This is a genomic window from Streptomyces sp. NPDC050988 (genome assembly GCF_044456225.1).
GTDB lineage: Bacteria > Actinomycetota > Actinomycetes > Streptomycetales > Streptomycetaceae > Streptomyces.
The window spans coordinates 112691-126667 of the sequence record NZ_JBITFQ010000014.1; the positions used below are offsets into that span (position 1 = coordinate 112691).

Annotated in this window: 12 protein-coding genes; 7 read left to right on the forward strand and 5 right to left on the reverse strand. The window is 71.2% G+C overall.

What is annotated here, in order from left to right; translation table 11 throughout:
- Window positions 1–24: 24 nt before the first annotated feature.
- Window positions 25–1254, reverse strand: coding sequence for a serine/threonine-protein kinase (locus tag ACIBEI_RS27950; protein ID WP_398892997.1), 1230 nt, complete (start codon window positions 1252–1254; stop codon window positions 25–27).
- A gap of 306 nt (window positions 1255–1560) precedes the next feature.
- On the opposite strand from ACIBEI_RS27950, the gene ACIBEI_RS27955 reads away from it, so the two are divergent.
- Window positions 1561–3558 (forward strand): FUSC family protein, encoded by a 1998-nt coding sequence (locus ACIBEI_RS27955; protein WP_398892998.1) that lies wholly within the window; start codon window positions 1561–1563, stop codon window positions 3556–3558.
- A gap of 178 nt (window positions 3559–3736) precedes the next feature.
- On the opposite strand, the gene ACIBEI_RS27960 is transcribed toward ACIBEI_RS27955, so the two are convergent.
- Window positions 3737–4687, reverse strand: coding sequence for an endonuclease/exonuclease/phosphatase family protein (locus tag ACIBEI_RS27960; RefSeq protein WP_398892999.1), 951 nt, complete (start codon window positions 4685–4687; stop codon window positions 3737–3739).
- 150 nt (window positions 4688–4837) lie between these two features.
- Between ACIBEI_RS27960 and ACIBEI_RS27965 the strand changes: the two genes are divergently transcribed.
- From ACIBEI_RS27965 to ACIBEI_RS27980, 4 genes are all read left to right on the forward strand, one after another.
- Window positions 4838–6292, forward strand: coding sequence for an amidohydrolase (locus tag ACIBEI_RS27965; RefSeq protein WP_398893000.1), 1455 nt, complete (start codon window positions 4838–4840; stop codon window positions 6290–6292).
- Between the two features lie 119 nt (window positions 6293–6411).
- Complete coding sequence (locus ACIBEI_RS27970) at window positions 6412–7689, forward strand: cytochrome P450 (RefSeq protein ID WP_398893001.1); 1278 nt, start codon at window positions 6412–6414, stop codon at window positions 7687–7689.
- Between the two features lie 94 nt (window positions 7690–7783).
- The gene (locus tag ACIBEI_RS27975) at window positions 7784–8497 is read left to right on the forward strand and encodes a DUF899 domain-containing protein (RefSeq protein ID WP_398893002.1); all 714 of its coding nucleotides are present in this window, start codon (window positions 7784–7786) and stop codon (window positions 8495–8497) included.
- A 238-nt stretch (window positions 8498–8735) separates the two neighbouring features.
- The gene (locus ACIBEI_RS27980) at window positions 8736–8906 is read left to right on the forward strand and encodes a hypothetical protein (RefSeq protein WP_186001198.1); all 171 of its coding nucleotides are present in this window, start codon (window positions 8736–8738) and stop codon (window positions 8904–8906) included.
- A 97-nt stretch (window positions 8907–9003) separates the two neighbouring features.
- Here the strand turns inward: ACIBEI_RS27980 and ACIBEI_RS27985 are convergent, their stop codons facing one another.
- The 3 genes from ACIBEI_RS27985 to ACIBEI_RS27995 all read right to left on the reverse strand — a co-directional run bounded on the left by ACIBEI_RS27985 (window position 9004) and on the right by ACIBEI_RS27995 (window position 12580).
- Window positions 9004–10866, reverse strand: a complete 1863-nt coding sequence (locus tag ACIBEI_RS27985) for an ABC transporter ATP-binding protein (RefSeq protein WP_398893068.1) — start codon at window positions 10864–10866, stop codon at window positions 9004–9006.
- A gap of 499 nt (window positions 10867–11365) precedes the next feature.
- Window positions 11366–11821, reverse strand: coding sequence for a hypothetical protein (locus ACIBEI_RS27990; protein WP_398893003.1), 456 nt, complete (start codon window positions 11819–11821; stop codon window positions 11366–11368).
- A gap of 90 nt (window positions 11822–11911) precedes the next feature.
- A complete protein-coding gene (locus ACIBEI_RS27995) occupies window positions 11912–12580 on the reverse strand; it encodes an ATP-binding protein (protein WP_398893004.1) in 669 nt (222 codons plus the stop codon).
- A 178-nt stretch (window positions 12581–12758) separates the two neighbouring features.
- Here ACIBEI_RS27995 and ACIBEI_RS28000 point away from each other — a divergent pair, with 178 nt between their 5' ends.
- Together ACIBEI_RS28000 and ACIBEI_RS28005 are read left to right on the forward strand one after the other, a co-directional pair.
- Window positions 12759–13619 carry a helix-turn-helix domain-containing protein gene (locus ACIBEI_RS28000; RefSeq protein WP_383936193.1) on the forward strand — a complete coding sequence of 287 codons (861 nt, stop codon included), beginning with the start codon at window positions 12759–12761 and terminating at the stop codon, window positions 13617–13619.
- A complete protein-coding gene (locus tag ACIBEI_RS28005; RefSeq protein ID WP_055616070.1) occupies window positions 13620–13883 on the forward strand; it encodes a DUF397 domain-containing protein in 264 nt (87 codons plus the stop codon).
- Window positions 13884–13977: the final 94 nt, after the last annotated feature.

A 13977-nucleotide genomic window follows, 5' to 3' on the forward strand; every position in this document is an offset into this window, starting at 1 on the left:
TCAGGTGGTTCAGGTGGTTCAGGGTCAGAACTTCGCGCGCTGGGCGTAGGTCTCGCGCAGTTGTTGGGCGACACGCTTGGCTTGCGCCGAGGTGCGCAGCGGCCCGGGGCCGGTGCGTTCCCGCCCGCGGTGGGCCGCCGGTGGAGTGCCGGGGGGCGCGATGGGCCGGGCGGGCGGCTGGTCACGGACGGCCGGGCTCGGCTCGGCCTTGACCGTGGGGGTGTACACGGCGGGGGCGGCGTCCTGGGGAAGGGGAACGGTCGGCGCGGTGGCCCCCGGCGACTGAGGAAGGGCCGCTGTGGTGAGGTTCGCGAAAGCGGCGGCGTCCACCGGGGCGGCAGGGGCGGCGGGTTCGGGTGGAGCGCCCTGCACCGTGGTCGCTGCAGTGTGTGCGGTGAGGCGGCGTCGGGCCTGGGCGATCTTGAGGCCTTGGGCTTCGATCACGGCCCGGCATTCCTTGACGACCGCCGACAGGGCGGGCCGCACCTGCGGGTCGTACGAGAGCATCGCCGTGAGGAGCGGAACGAGCTCTTCCGGGACTCCGGTCAGATCCGGCTGTGCGTCCGCCTTGGTGATCAGGTGGAACAGGGCGTGGATGTTGTCGGCCTGGAACGGATAGTGGCCGGTCGCCGCGTACAAGAGGACGGCGCCGAGCGCGTACACGTCGACGGGCGAAGTGAGCGGCTTGACGCCGTTGGCCTGTTCAGGGGCCATGCAAGCAGGAGTGCCGAGCACGGTGTTCGGGGCGGTGAGAGATGCGCTGGACTCGGTGAACACCGCGAGGCCGAAGTCGATGACCTTCGGGCCGTTCGGGCCGAGGAGGATGTTCGCGGGCTTGAGATCGCGGTGAAGCAGGCCCTGCTTGTGGACCCCGGCGAGAGCCTCCGCGAGCGTGGCACCCAAGGATGCGGTCAGCACCAGGGGCAGGGAGCCATGGGTGTGGATGTGCTTCCTCAGGTCCGGCCCGTCGATGTACTCGGTGGCCAGCCAAGGCTGTTCGGCCTCGGCGTCCGCGTCGAGAAACGCCGCGATGCGCGGGCCCCAGATGGTCTTGAGGACCTCGATCTCCTGGGCGAAGCGAAGACGCGTCTCGGAGTCGACCACCGACGGCTTGATGACCTTCACCGCTGCGGGCTCTCCACCAGGTGACTCACCGAGGTAGACCTGGCCCATGCCTCCGTGACCGATGCGGCCGAGCAACTCGAATCCGCCGAGCTCGGTCGGGTCCTCGGGGCTCAACGGAGCCGCGTTCACGTGGGTCGTCCTTTCGCCCTGGTCAGCCGCTGTATGTCAGCAGTCGTAACCGTAGTCGACGGCAGGGGCACCGGGATCAGGTCTTGCGTGATCGGGGCTTGCCCTTTCTCATCCCGGGCATCTGGGGCCCGCTCCCGATTGCGTACATAAAGAACGCGGCCACTACGACAATCGTCACATCCCCGAAACGTGTAGACCCCATACCCTCCAGGAACCCGACCTACCGTAAGCACCACCGCCCAGGCCGACGTCGCCCGAAGGCATGCCACCCGCAACCGCCCTCGTCCCGACAGGAGCCCCGTGCCCGTGCCGCGACCTTTCTCCGTTGCCCTGCCGCCCTGGCTCACGCATGCCCTGCGTGCGCAAAGGGGGCCCGTGCCGTGGAATGCCGTCGTGCGCGGGGCGCTCGCCGCCGGGCCGCTGCTGCTCGTGGCCGTGCTCGTCGGGCAGGAGACCGTCGGGGTCGTGGCCGCCCTGGGAGCCATGCTCGCCGGGATCAACGACCGGCCCGGGAGCCGGCGCACCGCCGTGCATCGCATCGGAGTGCCGGGGCTCGCCGGGGCCGCGGGGCTCGTGGTCGGTACGTACGCGGGGGAGGGCCTCGGGGCCGTTCCGCTGACCCTGATACTCACCGCGCTCGGGCTGCTCGCCGGTGCCGTGAGCGCCGTGGGGCCCGTGTCCTCCGGGGCCGGTACCCAACTGCTCGTCGCCGCGGCCATCGGGGCCGGGATGCCGCTCCCCGAACCCGGATGGCAGCGGGCGCTGTTCTTCCTGGCCGGCGCCGCCTGGCTGATCGCGCTGCGGCTTGTGCTGCCCACGCCCGGTGCCCTCGCCCACGACTTCCGCTTCGACGGTGAGCGGGTGGCCGTCGCGGACGTCTACGACGCCATCGCCGAGTTGCTTGCCGCTGCCGGCGGCGAGCAGGCCGGGGCCCGGCGGGCCGCCCTCACCGCCGCGCTCGACCATGCGCAGGACGCCCTCGCGGGGCCCCGGCTGCGGCGGTACGCCAGTTCCTCCGCCGAGCGGCGGCTGCGGGCGCAGTACGCCGCCGCGCTGCCGCTCGCCGAGGCCGCGACCGCGCTGGCCTGGGCCGGGGACGCCCTGCCCGCCCGTACGGCCGAGGGGCCGCGACGGCTCGCCGTCGCCGTACGGACCGGCGAGCCCTGTGGGCCGTTGCCCGCGCCCGCCCGGTCCGTACCCGGACTGCGCGCCCTCGACGACGCACTCCTGCACGCCGCCGAGACCTTCGACCGCGGCGGCAAGCAGACCGGCGACAGGCATGCCGGTAGCCAGCAGACCGGCGGCAGGGACACCGACGGCAAGAAGACCCGCGGCGACAACGCCGATGACAAGCACAGCACCGCCCTCCACAGCGACACCGGCACCAACCCCCTCGACCGCGGCGCCCGCCAGACCGCGCACAAGGGCCTGCGTCTACGTCCCCTCCGCACCAAGGCCCTGCTCCGCATGGTCACCGGCCCGGGCGGCCGGGAGTACGGCTTCCGCGTCGCCCTCTGCTACGGAGCCAGCGCGGCCGTCGCGCAGGCCCTGCACCACGTGCACTGGTACTGGCTGCCGGCCACCGCCGTCTTCCTCGTGAAGCCGGACCTCGGGCCGCTCGTCTCGCGCGTGCTCAACCGGGCGGCCGGCACCGTCCTGGGCGCCCTCGTCTTCGCGGGGTTCGCGGCCGTGCTGCCCCGACCGGAGGGACTCGTGGCGCTCGTGGCGATCAGCGGGGCCCTGATACCCGTCGCCACCAGGCACTTCGCCGCGCAGACCGCAGTCGTCACCGTCCTCGTACTCGCCCTCGTCATGGTCGGCGGGGAGCCGGAAGCCTCCTGGAGCCGTATCGGCGAGACGCTGCTGGCCTGCGCGATCGTCCTGATCGTCGGGCATCTGCCGGCTCCGGGACAGCGCGGCGGGAACGTGAGGGCGCGGTTGGACGCGGCCACCGATGCCGCCCACGCGTATCTCACCCACGTACTGAGCGGCGCCGACGACCGGGCCGCCCGCTGGGCGCTGCGCCGCGAGGCCTACCGGAAGCTGGCCGAGGCCCGGGCCGCGATCGACCGTGCCGCCGCCGAACTGCCCACCCTGGCCCGGCACACGGAGGGCACCGACGAGGTCGCCGCCACCCTCGAACGCCTCGTCGACACCACCACCGCCTGTGCCGTGCACCTCGACGACACGGGCCGGCTCACCCCGCGGCACACCGAGCGTCTCGCCACCCTCCTCGACGAACTCGTGGAGCAGCGCGAGCGCGCCGGCCTCGCGGACCCTCCGGCCAACCTCATCAGCGCCTGAGCGGCGAACCCGCCAGGGCTCCCCTCGGCGCCTGACCGACGAGCCCGCCAAGGCCCACCCCAGCGCCAGCCCGATCAGCCCGATCAGCCCGCCAAGGCTCACCTCAGCGCCCGACCGACCAGCCCGCCAGGCTCACCTCAGAGCCCGACCGACGAGCGGGCTTCGCAGAGGGCTCCCGTCAAGGCTCGACCCGTACCCACACCGGCGCATGGTCCGATCCCGCCGCGTCCCGCCGTGCCCCCGGATTCCCGTCGACCGACGGCAGCGGGGTCTCCCGGACTGGCGTCCCCGTCCCCGCCCCGGTCACATGGTCGAGCAGCAGTCGGCTGACCAGTATGTGGTCGATGAGTTCAGGGCGGCCGGAGTGGACGCGGGAGAAGCGCTGTTCCTCCGGGATGAGGGGCGCGATGTTCCAGAGCCGGGCCGCGTCGCCCTTGTCGGGCCGTTCGAAGCCCGGCGTGCCGATCTCCGAACCCGGCGGGCCCTGGAGGATCTGGGTCGTGGCGGCCGCGACCTCGTCGTTGAGATCGCCGAGCACGGCCACGCTCCGCTCCTTGCCCTTGCCGTCGAGGAGGCCGTCGGCGACGGCACGCAGCGTCGTGGCCTCGGCGGCCCGCCGGTACAGGGCGTACGCGCCGTAGCGGGCCCGCTCGCCCTCGTTGCGCGGCTGGAACCGGCCGCCCGGGAACGTCAGCAGCTTCGACTTGAGATGGCAGACCGCCACGGTCAGCGTCGTCCCTTGGGTGGTGATTTCCGTGGCCAGGAAGCCGCGGCCCGTCCTGGACACCGGTTCGCCGTCGTCGTCACCCTGAACCGGTCGCAGCGGTGCGGGGAAGGCGTTCGTGTCGATGATCGTCCGCGGTTCCGGGCGGCTGAGGAAGCCGACCCTGATGCCGCGGCTGTCCGGATGCTCCGAGAGCGCGATGTGCCAGTCGCGGTCCAGCATCCCCGCCAGGTCCGCCAGCGCCTCCGGATCGCCGACCTCCTGCACGCCGAGCAGCGTGGGGTCGAGTTCCGTGACGACCGAGGCCAGAGCGGTGAGCTTCGCCTTGTACGCGGCCTCGGTGCGCGGTCCGAACGCGCCGCCGGGCCGGTACAGGTTCTCCAGGTTCCAGGTGCCGAGGAGCATGCCGGGCTCCTTCCCGGACGCGCCGTCCAAGGGGCGCCGCCCGTCGAATGGTGAGGCCAGCGTGCGCGGGAAACCGCCGGGGCGACAGGGCCCCGACGGGATGCGCGGTTCACGTCACCCGACGGCACGATCCCGTCGTACCGTGGCGTGATGACCTCGCCCGAGCCCACGCCCGACGCGACGACCAACAGCTCTGCCGGCGATCGGGCCCGGCCGCCCGGTACGAAGACCACGGCCGATGTCCCGACCGGTCTCCCGGCTGATCTCATCATCACCCGCTGCACCGCCCTCGTGCACGACGATCACGAGCAGATCGGCTTCGTCGAGGACGCCACCATCGTCGTACGGGGTGGTCGCATCGAGAGCGTCAGCACCGGGCCGATCGACGTCGACGTCCCGGCCGCGGAGCACACCGTGCGTATCGACGCCGGTGGCCAGATCGCCATGCCCGGTCTCGTCAACTGCCATACGCACGCCCCGATGGTCACCCTGCGCGGTATCGCGGAGGACCTGCCCATCGAGGAGTGGTTCAACGACTTCGTCTGGCCCATCGAGTCCAACCTCCAGGAGAAGGACGTGGAGTTGGGCGCGCGGCTCGCCTGCGCCGAGATGATCCGGGGCGGTGTCACCTGCTTCGCGGACCACTACTTCTCGATGGACACGGTCGCCGCCGTGACCGCCGAGAGCGGGATGCGCGCCAACCTCGGACAGGCCTTCTTCTCCTCCCAGGGCGCCGAGGGGCGCGAGCGGTCGCTGGACTTCGCCCTCCGCTACCGCGACACCGCCGACGGCCGCATCACCACGTCACTCGCTCCGCACGCCCCGTACACCGTCGAGGACGCCGACCTCGCCGCCACCGCGCAACTCGCCCGCGAGCACGGCCTGTTGGTGCACATCCACGCTTCCGAGAACCGCGACCAGGCCGACACCAGCATCGCCCGCCACGGCCGCACACCCATCGAGGTGCTGGCCGACGCAGGACTCCTCGACACCGACCTGCTCATCGCGCACGGCACCGGCATCATGGAGCGCGACCTGCCCGTACTCGGCCGCGCGACCGGCCGGATCGCCGTGGCCAGTGCGCCCCGGGGCTACCTCAAGTTCGCCTGGCCCACGACGACTCCGGTACGCGCACTCCGCGAGCTCGGCATCCCCGTGGGCCTCGCCACGGACGGGGCCGCGTCCAACAGCTCCCTGGACGTGTGGGAGTCCATGGCCCTCACGGCGCTGGTGCAGAAGTTCACCGAGAGCGACCCGCGATGGCTGACCTCCCGACAGGCCCTGCATCACGCGACGTTGCAGAGTGCCCGGGCGGTCGGCCTCGGCGAGGAGATCGGCAGTCTCGCGCCGGGCCGCCGGGCCGACATCATCCTCGTCGACGTGAGCGGCCCGCACACCCAGCCCGTGCACGACCTCGCGGCCACCCTCGTACACAGCGCCCGCTCCGGCGACGTACGCACGACGATCGTCGACGGGCGGGTGATCATGCGCGACCGAGAGCTGCTCACGCTCGATGTGCCCGCGATCGTGCGGGAGATGAACGAACGGATGCCCGCGTTGATCGACCGGAGCCATGGGAAGCGGATCCAGGACTACGACACGTGAGCGCTCCGCTGGGTGTGGGGGTGTGCGGGTGGAGGGATGCGCGGGTCGTTTTGCTGCGGGCCGGTGGGGGCTTGGCGCGCAGTTCCCCGCGCCCCTTACGGGGCGCCTAGGGTTAGCCCATGTCCACTGACCAGGACCTCCACACCGATGGCCTTCCCACCGATGGCCTTCTCACCCACCCGTACGCCGTCTACGAGCGGCTGCGCGACACCGCCCCTGTGCATCGCATCACCGGTCCCGACGGCAGCCCCGCCTGGCTGGTCACGCGTTACGACGATGTACGCGAGGCCCTGGCGAACCCGCGCCTCTCGCTGGACAAGAGGCATGCGCTGCCCGGCGGTTACAAGGGCTTTGCTCTGCCGCCCGCCCTGGACGCGAACCTCCTCAACATGGATCCGCCCGACCACACCCGCGTCCGCCGCCTGGTCGGCCGGGCCTTCACCACGCGCCGGGTCGAGCAACTGCGCGCCCCCATCAGGCAGACCGCCGACCGGCTTCTGGACGCACTGGGCGCGCACGGTGGCACGGACCTGATCGCCGCGTACGCCGCCCCGCTCCCCATCACCGTCATCTGCGACCTGCTCGGCGTACCGGACGGGCACCGCCGCGACTTCCGGGCCTGGACCGATGTGCTCGTCGCGCCCGACCCGGCCAGGCCGCAGGCCGCCAAAGAGGCCATCGTGGCAATGCTCGGCTTCTTCACCCAACTCATCGCCGACAAGCGGAAAGAGCCCGCCGACGACCTGCTCTCCGACCTCATCGCGGTCAGGGACGAGAGCGGCAGTACGGGGAACGACCGGGCGGGAAGCGGTGGTTCGGGAAGCGACCGGGCGGGAAGCGACCGTGCGGGGAACGACCGGCTCACCGAGGACGAGTTGATGTCGCTCGCCTTCCTCATCCTCTTCGCGGGCTACGAGAACACGGTCCAGCTCATCGGCACCGCGGTCCTCGCGCTGCTCCAGCACCCCGACCAACTGGCCGCTCTCCGCGCGGACCCCACCCGGCTCCCGGCCGCCGTCGAGGAGTTCGTCCGCTACGACGGACCGGCCCTGCTGGCCATCCGCCGCTTCCCGCGGGAGGACGTGGCGATCGGTGACGTCACCGTCCCGGCGGGCGAGACGGTCCTGCTGTCCTTGGCCGCCGCCAACCGCGACCCCCGCCGCTTCCCGGACGCCGACCGGTTCGACCTCGGGCGCGACGCCGGCGGACATCTCGCGCTCGGCCACGGCATCCACTACTGCCTGGGCGCCCCACTGGCCCGGCTGGAGACGGAGATCGCCCTGGCCGCCCTCCTGGAACGCCTCCCCGACCTGGGACTCGACGGCGACCCGGACGACCTCCGGTGGCGGCCGTCCCTCCGCGCCCGCGGCCTGCTCGCGCTTCCGGTGACGTACTGACTGACTGAAGAAAAGAAACTCCGCGCTCCACCGATGAGTTCCGCTCCTCCCTCCGGTCCACCCCAGGGAAAGCACCGCACCGGAGGAGGGGCAAATGACGCTTCCGCGGATCGTGTCGCGCGACGAGTGGCGCGGCGCACGCGAGGAACTGCTGGTCAGGGAGAAGGCAGCGACCCGCGCGCGTGACGCGCTGAACGCCGAGCGGCGACGACTGCCGATGGTCGAGATCGACAAGGAGTACGTCTTCGAGGGCGGGGACGGCAAGGCGACGCTCTTCGACCTCTTCGAAGGGCGGCCTCAACTCGTCGTCTACCACTTCATGTTCGCGCCGGAGTGGGAGGCGGGCTGCCGCAGCTGCTCGGGCTTCGTCGACCAGATCGGGCACCTGGCGCATCTGCACGCGCGGGGCACCGAGTTCGCGGTGGTCTCCAGGGCGCCGTACACGAAGATCCTGCCCTTCAAGGCGCGGATGGGATGGACCGTGCCCTGGTACTCGTCGTACGGCAACGACTTCAACCACGACTTCCAGGTGTCGTTCGAGGGCCACGACAGCAGCGCCGGTGGCCAGAGCCACGAACCCTATGAACGGCCCGGGCTGAGCTGTTTCCTCCGCGACCGTGAGCGGATCTTCCACACGTACTCGACGTACGAGCGCGGACTCGACGGACTGGGCTCCACCACGAGTCTCCTGGACCTCACCGCCCTCGGCCGGCAGGAGGAGTGGGAGCAGCCGGAGGGGCGCGCGTCGGCGCTGGGCGCGCCCGCCGGGAGCGAGCGCATCCGTTACCACGACGAGTACGAGGACTGAGTCCGGCCGGGACACGAAAGGCCACGCGAAGGGTCACGCGACGGGCCTGCGAAAGGCCACGCGAAGGGCCGTACAGAGGGTCGGTACGGCCTGAGAGGTGTTTCACACGGTGTGATGAGCGCGTGTCAGCTACGTCTCAGTAACGTCACTTCGCGAGACGTCCACCCCATGTTTGGCGTTTAACTCTTCAAAGGCTCTCAAGAGTTCTCAGGAGAGCAGCGCTACATGGAGGTGCAACGTGGTGAACGGGCGAACGGTGCTGGAGCGCTTTCCCGCCGGTGGGCCGCGTGGTTCGTGGCCGGCCGAGGAGTTCGCGCAGGCGCGCCGCCTGGAGGGGCAGCACGTCGAGGTCGTGATGGACCTGTCGACGGACGCCTTCCTGGTGGTCGTGCGGGAACTCGCCGAGTGAGCCGATCGGGCCGAGTGAGCCGGGCGGGCCGCCGCGGGCCTCACCCGGCGTGAGGTGCGACCCGGCGTGAGGCACACCGACCTTCAGCGTTCAGCCTTCAGCCGGCCTTGGGCGCCGGCACCTTCGCGGTGAACTGCTCCGCCTGGAGCGAGTACAACTCGGCGTAGACCCCGCCCGAGGACAGCAGCTCCTCCGGAGTGCCGGACTCCACGAGCCGGCCCTGGTCCAGGACGTGCACCAGGTCGGCGTGGCGCACCGACGCGAGGCGGTGTGTGATGAGGATGACCGTCTGACCGGTACCCGCGAGGGCCCGGATCTTCTCGAAGACCTCCAGCTCGGCACGGGCGTCGAGAGCCGCCGTCGGCTCGTCGACGACCAGGATCGCGCCCCTCCGGTACGCCGCCCGCGCGATACCGAGCCGCTGCCACTGGCCGCCCGACAACTCGTGGCCGCCGCTGAACATGCGGGCCAGCAGCGTGTCCAGACCGCGCGGCAGATCGTCCACCACGTTCTCGGCGCCCGCCTCGGTGACGGACGTGCGCAGCCGCTCGTCGGTGAGCGGCGCCGACGTCCGGCCGATCGCGACGTTCACCCGGGCCGTGAACGGCCACCTCTTGAAGTCCTGCGCCACCATCGCGATGCGCTCGGCGAGCTGGTGCCGGTCGGCGGTCGCCGCGTCCACGCCGTCCCACAGGATCCGGCCCCGCTGCGGCGCGTACAGGCCAGACAACAGCTTGACGAGGGTGGTCTTCCCGGAGCCGTTCTCGCCGACGAGCGCCACGATCTTGCCGAGCGGCACGGTGAGCGTCAGGTCAGCCAGCGCGGGGCGGGCCGCACTGCCCGGATAGGTGAACGTGACGTTCTCGAAGCGGATCTCGCGCGGCTCCTCGGGCAGCGGCTCGCCGCCGACCGGGATCGCGCGCTCGGCGGCCTCCACGTACAAGCGTTGAAGATCCCCGACGAACAGGGCTTCCTCATGGAGGCTGTTGACCTCCAGGACGAGCGTGTCGAGATTCCCGGAGCCCGTACGGATCGCGATCACCGCCGTGCCCGCCACGGACAGCGCCATCGCACCGGCCAGCAGCAGCCCGCCGAGCGTCGCGTACGTCGCCACGGTCGCGAGGCCCGTCCAGGCGGCCGCGATCAGCCCGGTCCGTGCCCCCAGTCTGGCCAGCCGGGCCTGTTCCGCCTCGGCGGACTCCGACATCGCGCGGAAGTGCCGCAGCAGGAAGGGACCGACCCCGTGGACGCGGATCTCGGGCGCCGCGGCGGGCTCGGTGAGCAGACCGCTGATCAGCTGGCCGGCCCGGGCATGCTGCACCCAGGCGTGGAACGACGAGTAGCGGTGCCGCGCCATGGTCAGCGCGCTCCACGCGCTCGGCAGCGTCATCGTCACCAGCAGCGGCAGCAGCGCCACGTGCAGCACTGTCAGCACGCCGGCCGCCGCGAGCAGTGAGATCCCCGCGTTCACCACGCGCGTGGCGATTCTGATCATCCGCCGGGCGGACGAGGCGCCGTACTGCGCTGTGTCCAGCAGCTTGTGGAAGGCCTCGTCCTCGATCGCGGACAGCTCGACGGCCGCCGCCCGCTCCAGATACAGCTCCGTCGCGACGCGCTCGACCTTCGGTTCGAGGCGGCCCGTGGCGTATGTCGAGGCGGCTCGCAGCAGTGCGGCGACCAGCATCACGAGGGCGACGACGACGAGCGCGGGCACCGCGTCGTGCAGCCGGTCCTCCACCGGGCCGGTGGCCATCAGGCGCCCGAGGACGCTGTTGACGGCCAGCAGGCTCACCGCCTGGGCCAGGCCGCGGCCCACCTCCGCGCCGACCACGATCCGTGCCGCCCGCCGGTCCGCCTGCCAGGCGAGCCGGAAACTGGACGCCAGCAGCGTGGGCAGCCGCGTCACCATGGCCCGGAAGTTCAGCTCCAGAAACGCGTCGGAGTGCTGCGACCAGCCCATGTCGTAGCGCAACGGACCGCCGAAGAGCAGCCGCTCCGACTCCGACGGTTCGGGCGCGGCCGCACCGGGTTTCCCGTTCACAGATCCAGGCTTCGTAGATCCAGGCCTCTTCGTAGATCCAGGCCTCGCAGATTCCGGCTTCACGGATTCCGGCTTCGCGGATTCCGCCTTCACGGATCCCTTCGGCCCGGTCTTCTTCGTGGTTCTCCGCCCGATTTTCCGCCCGGTCTTCTTCGCAGCTCCCGCAGATTCCGCAGGTCCCACCGGTGACCTCCCCGATCGTGGACGAACGGCCACTATCGCGGCGCGGGACGCCATCGGGCAGGGCGCGCGCCCGGTCCGCCACGGCGTAACCGGAGCACGCCCGGGCGCTTACGGCCGCGCGCTGTGTGGGGGGCGCCCCGAAGGGGCGCGGGGCTGTGACATGAGCGGCTCCGCCGCGGGGCGCGACCAGCCCACGACTACCCGCAGACGAATACAGCGCACCCCAGCGGAGCGCTCACGCGCTGACGGGCCTCGTCCAGGCCGGCGGAGTCCCCGTCAACCGGCACAGCGCCAGATAGAGCGGGATCGGCGGCGTGTACGGAAGCGTGCCGCCGGGTTTGTGGATGAGCCCGGGGAGGCCGGGCGAGGCGGGTACGAGCGCACCCGTGGCGTAGCGCGCGGGCGCCGGCCACTCCAGGGCGACGTCGGAGTCGGAGGGCACGAGCCACCACCAGTGCGTGCTGTCGGCGTACACGCAGCCGACGCGGGGCAGGCGGGGCATCAGCAGCGGGCCGAGTCTCGCGGGCATGGCCACCGCGTCACAGCCCAGCGGCGCCCGCATGCCCTCCGGCACGGTCAGCCGCCGCGACGGTCCGGTCCCGGACGCCGTCCGCAGGCCGCGCTCCAGGCGGACCAGCGTGTCCAGGTTCAGCACCCGTGACGCACCGGCCGACGTTGCCCTCACACCCATTCAGCCCCCGTCCGTTCTCCGATTTTTCCGAACCATCCGGAAACGGCTGTCGCCGCACCAGCCGGGAAGCGGCTGGAACGATTCAGGTCACTACCAGTCGTGCCCGGCCGGGGGCGGCTGCGAGCCGCTCGGCTCCGCATGCACGTGTTCCGTGTGTGCACGTTCCGTGTGCGCGTGTTCCGCGTGCGCGTCTTCCCCGGTCGGCGAGGAGCCGGCTGGGGCCGGCCGGCTCCTCGCACTCCAGCCCAGGTCCGACCGCGGTTCGGCGCCGTTGTTCGCCGAGCGCGGCAGTTCGGCCCAGACCAGAAGTCCGGGACCGGTTTCCTGGGCGCCCCAGGCTGTGCACATCGCCGCGACGAGAAGCAGTCCCCTCCCGTGCTCCTCTTCGGGACGCTGTGGCGACGGGTGGGGCTCACCCGGCGCACACCCCTCGTCACGGACGGCTATCCGCACCAGGTCGTCGCCGTCGTGCAGCTCGCACACCACATGGCGGCTCGCCGTGTGCACGATGGCGTTGGTGACCAGTTCGGAGACGACGAGCTCCGCCGTGTCGCAGGTGTCCTCACAGACCGACCAGCCGGAGAGCCGGGCACGCGTCAGATGCCGGGCCTGTGCTGCGGAGCCCGGATGTGCGGCCAGCTCGAAGCGGAACCGGCGCTCGGCTGCCGCCTCGGGGCGTACCCCGGCGGTGGCATCGAGACGGAACCGGTCCTCGGCTGCGTCTGTTCCTAACGGCGCGGACGGAATCACGCTTGCCACTATCTCCCCGTCGTGAACACTTGGCAAGTGTCACTCTGAAAATTGCAGAGTGCAGTGTTCCGGGTCGTATGGCCATGGCACACTGCTCGCAACAGCACGTGGCGCGGCGTCAGTTGGGTACCCGGTTCGGGGCCCGAACGGGCGCCGCCCGGGCTGTCCGGACAAAGTGGAGGTGGACGTGAGTGAGCCGCGGTCCGCACCGACGGTCGGGCAGGTCGTCCTCGGACGACGCCTGCTTGACCTGCGGGAGCGCGCGGGGCTCAAGCGTGAGGAGGCCGCGCGGATCCTGCGCGTCACCTCCGCCACCGTCCGCCGCATGGAGACGGCCGAGGTAGCGCTCAAAATCCCGTACCTCCAGCTCCTGCTGAAGTCGTACGGCGTCTCCGACGAAGAGGCCGAGGCGTTCGTCGCCCTGGCGGAGGAGGCGAACCTGCCGGGCTGGTGGCAGCGCTTCCACGACATCCTGCCGGGCTGGTTCTCGATGTACGTCAGCCTGGAGGGTGCGGCCGCCCTCATCCGCTCGTACGAACCCCACTTCGTTCCCGGAGTGCTGCAGACCGAGGAGTACGCGCGTGGCGTCATGGAATCCGGCGCCATCGGCCAGACCAGACCCGAGGACATCGAGCGCCATGTGGCGCTGCGCATGCAACGCCAGGAGCTGCTGACGCGCGAGGGCGCGCCCCGGTTCTGGGCCGTGATGGACGAGACCGCCGTGCGCCGCCCCGTCGGCGGCCCCGAGGTCATGCGCGCCCAGATCGACAGGCTGCTCGAGGCCACGAAGCTGCCCAACGTGACACTGCAGATCGCCCCCTTCTCCTCGGGGCCGCACGCGGGCACGTACGGGCCCTTCGTGCTGTTCCGCTTTGCCATGCCCGAACTGCCGGACATGGTCTACAGCGAGTACCTGACCGGCGCCGTCTACCTGGACGGACGTACCGAGGTGGCAACCCATCTCGAGGTCATGGACCGCATGGCGGCGCAGGCCGCCACGGCACATCGCACGAAGGAGATCCTGCTGGATCTCCGCAAGGAGCTGTGAATGGATCGCATCAAGACCCGGATACGCAACGCGCGGATCTACAACGGCATGCCCGCCAGGGAACTGGGCAGCGAGGGCTGGCACAAGCCGTGGAGCGGTGGCAACGGCGGCAACTGCCTGGAGGCGATGAAGCTCTCCGACGGCCGGATCGCGGTCCGTCAGTCGGCGGATCCGGACGGGCCCGCCCTCATCTACACCCCCGGCGAGATGACCGCGTTCATCCAGGGAGCCAAGGCGGGGGAGGCCGACTTCCTGCTCTCCTGAGGCCGCCGACCGGCCGATCCTTGATCCGCATCCGCACCTACTTGTTTCACGTGCTTCCTACCTTGGCATTCAGTTGATCCAGTCGATTGATCCA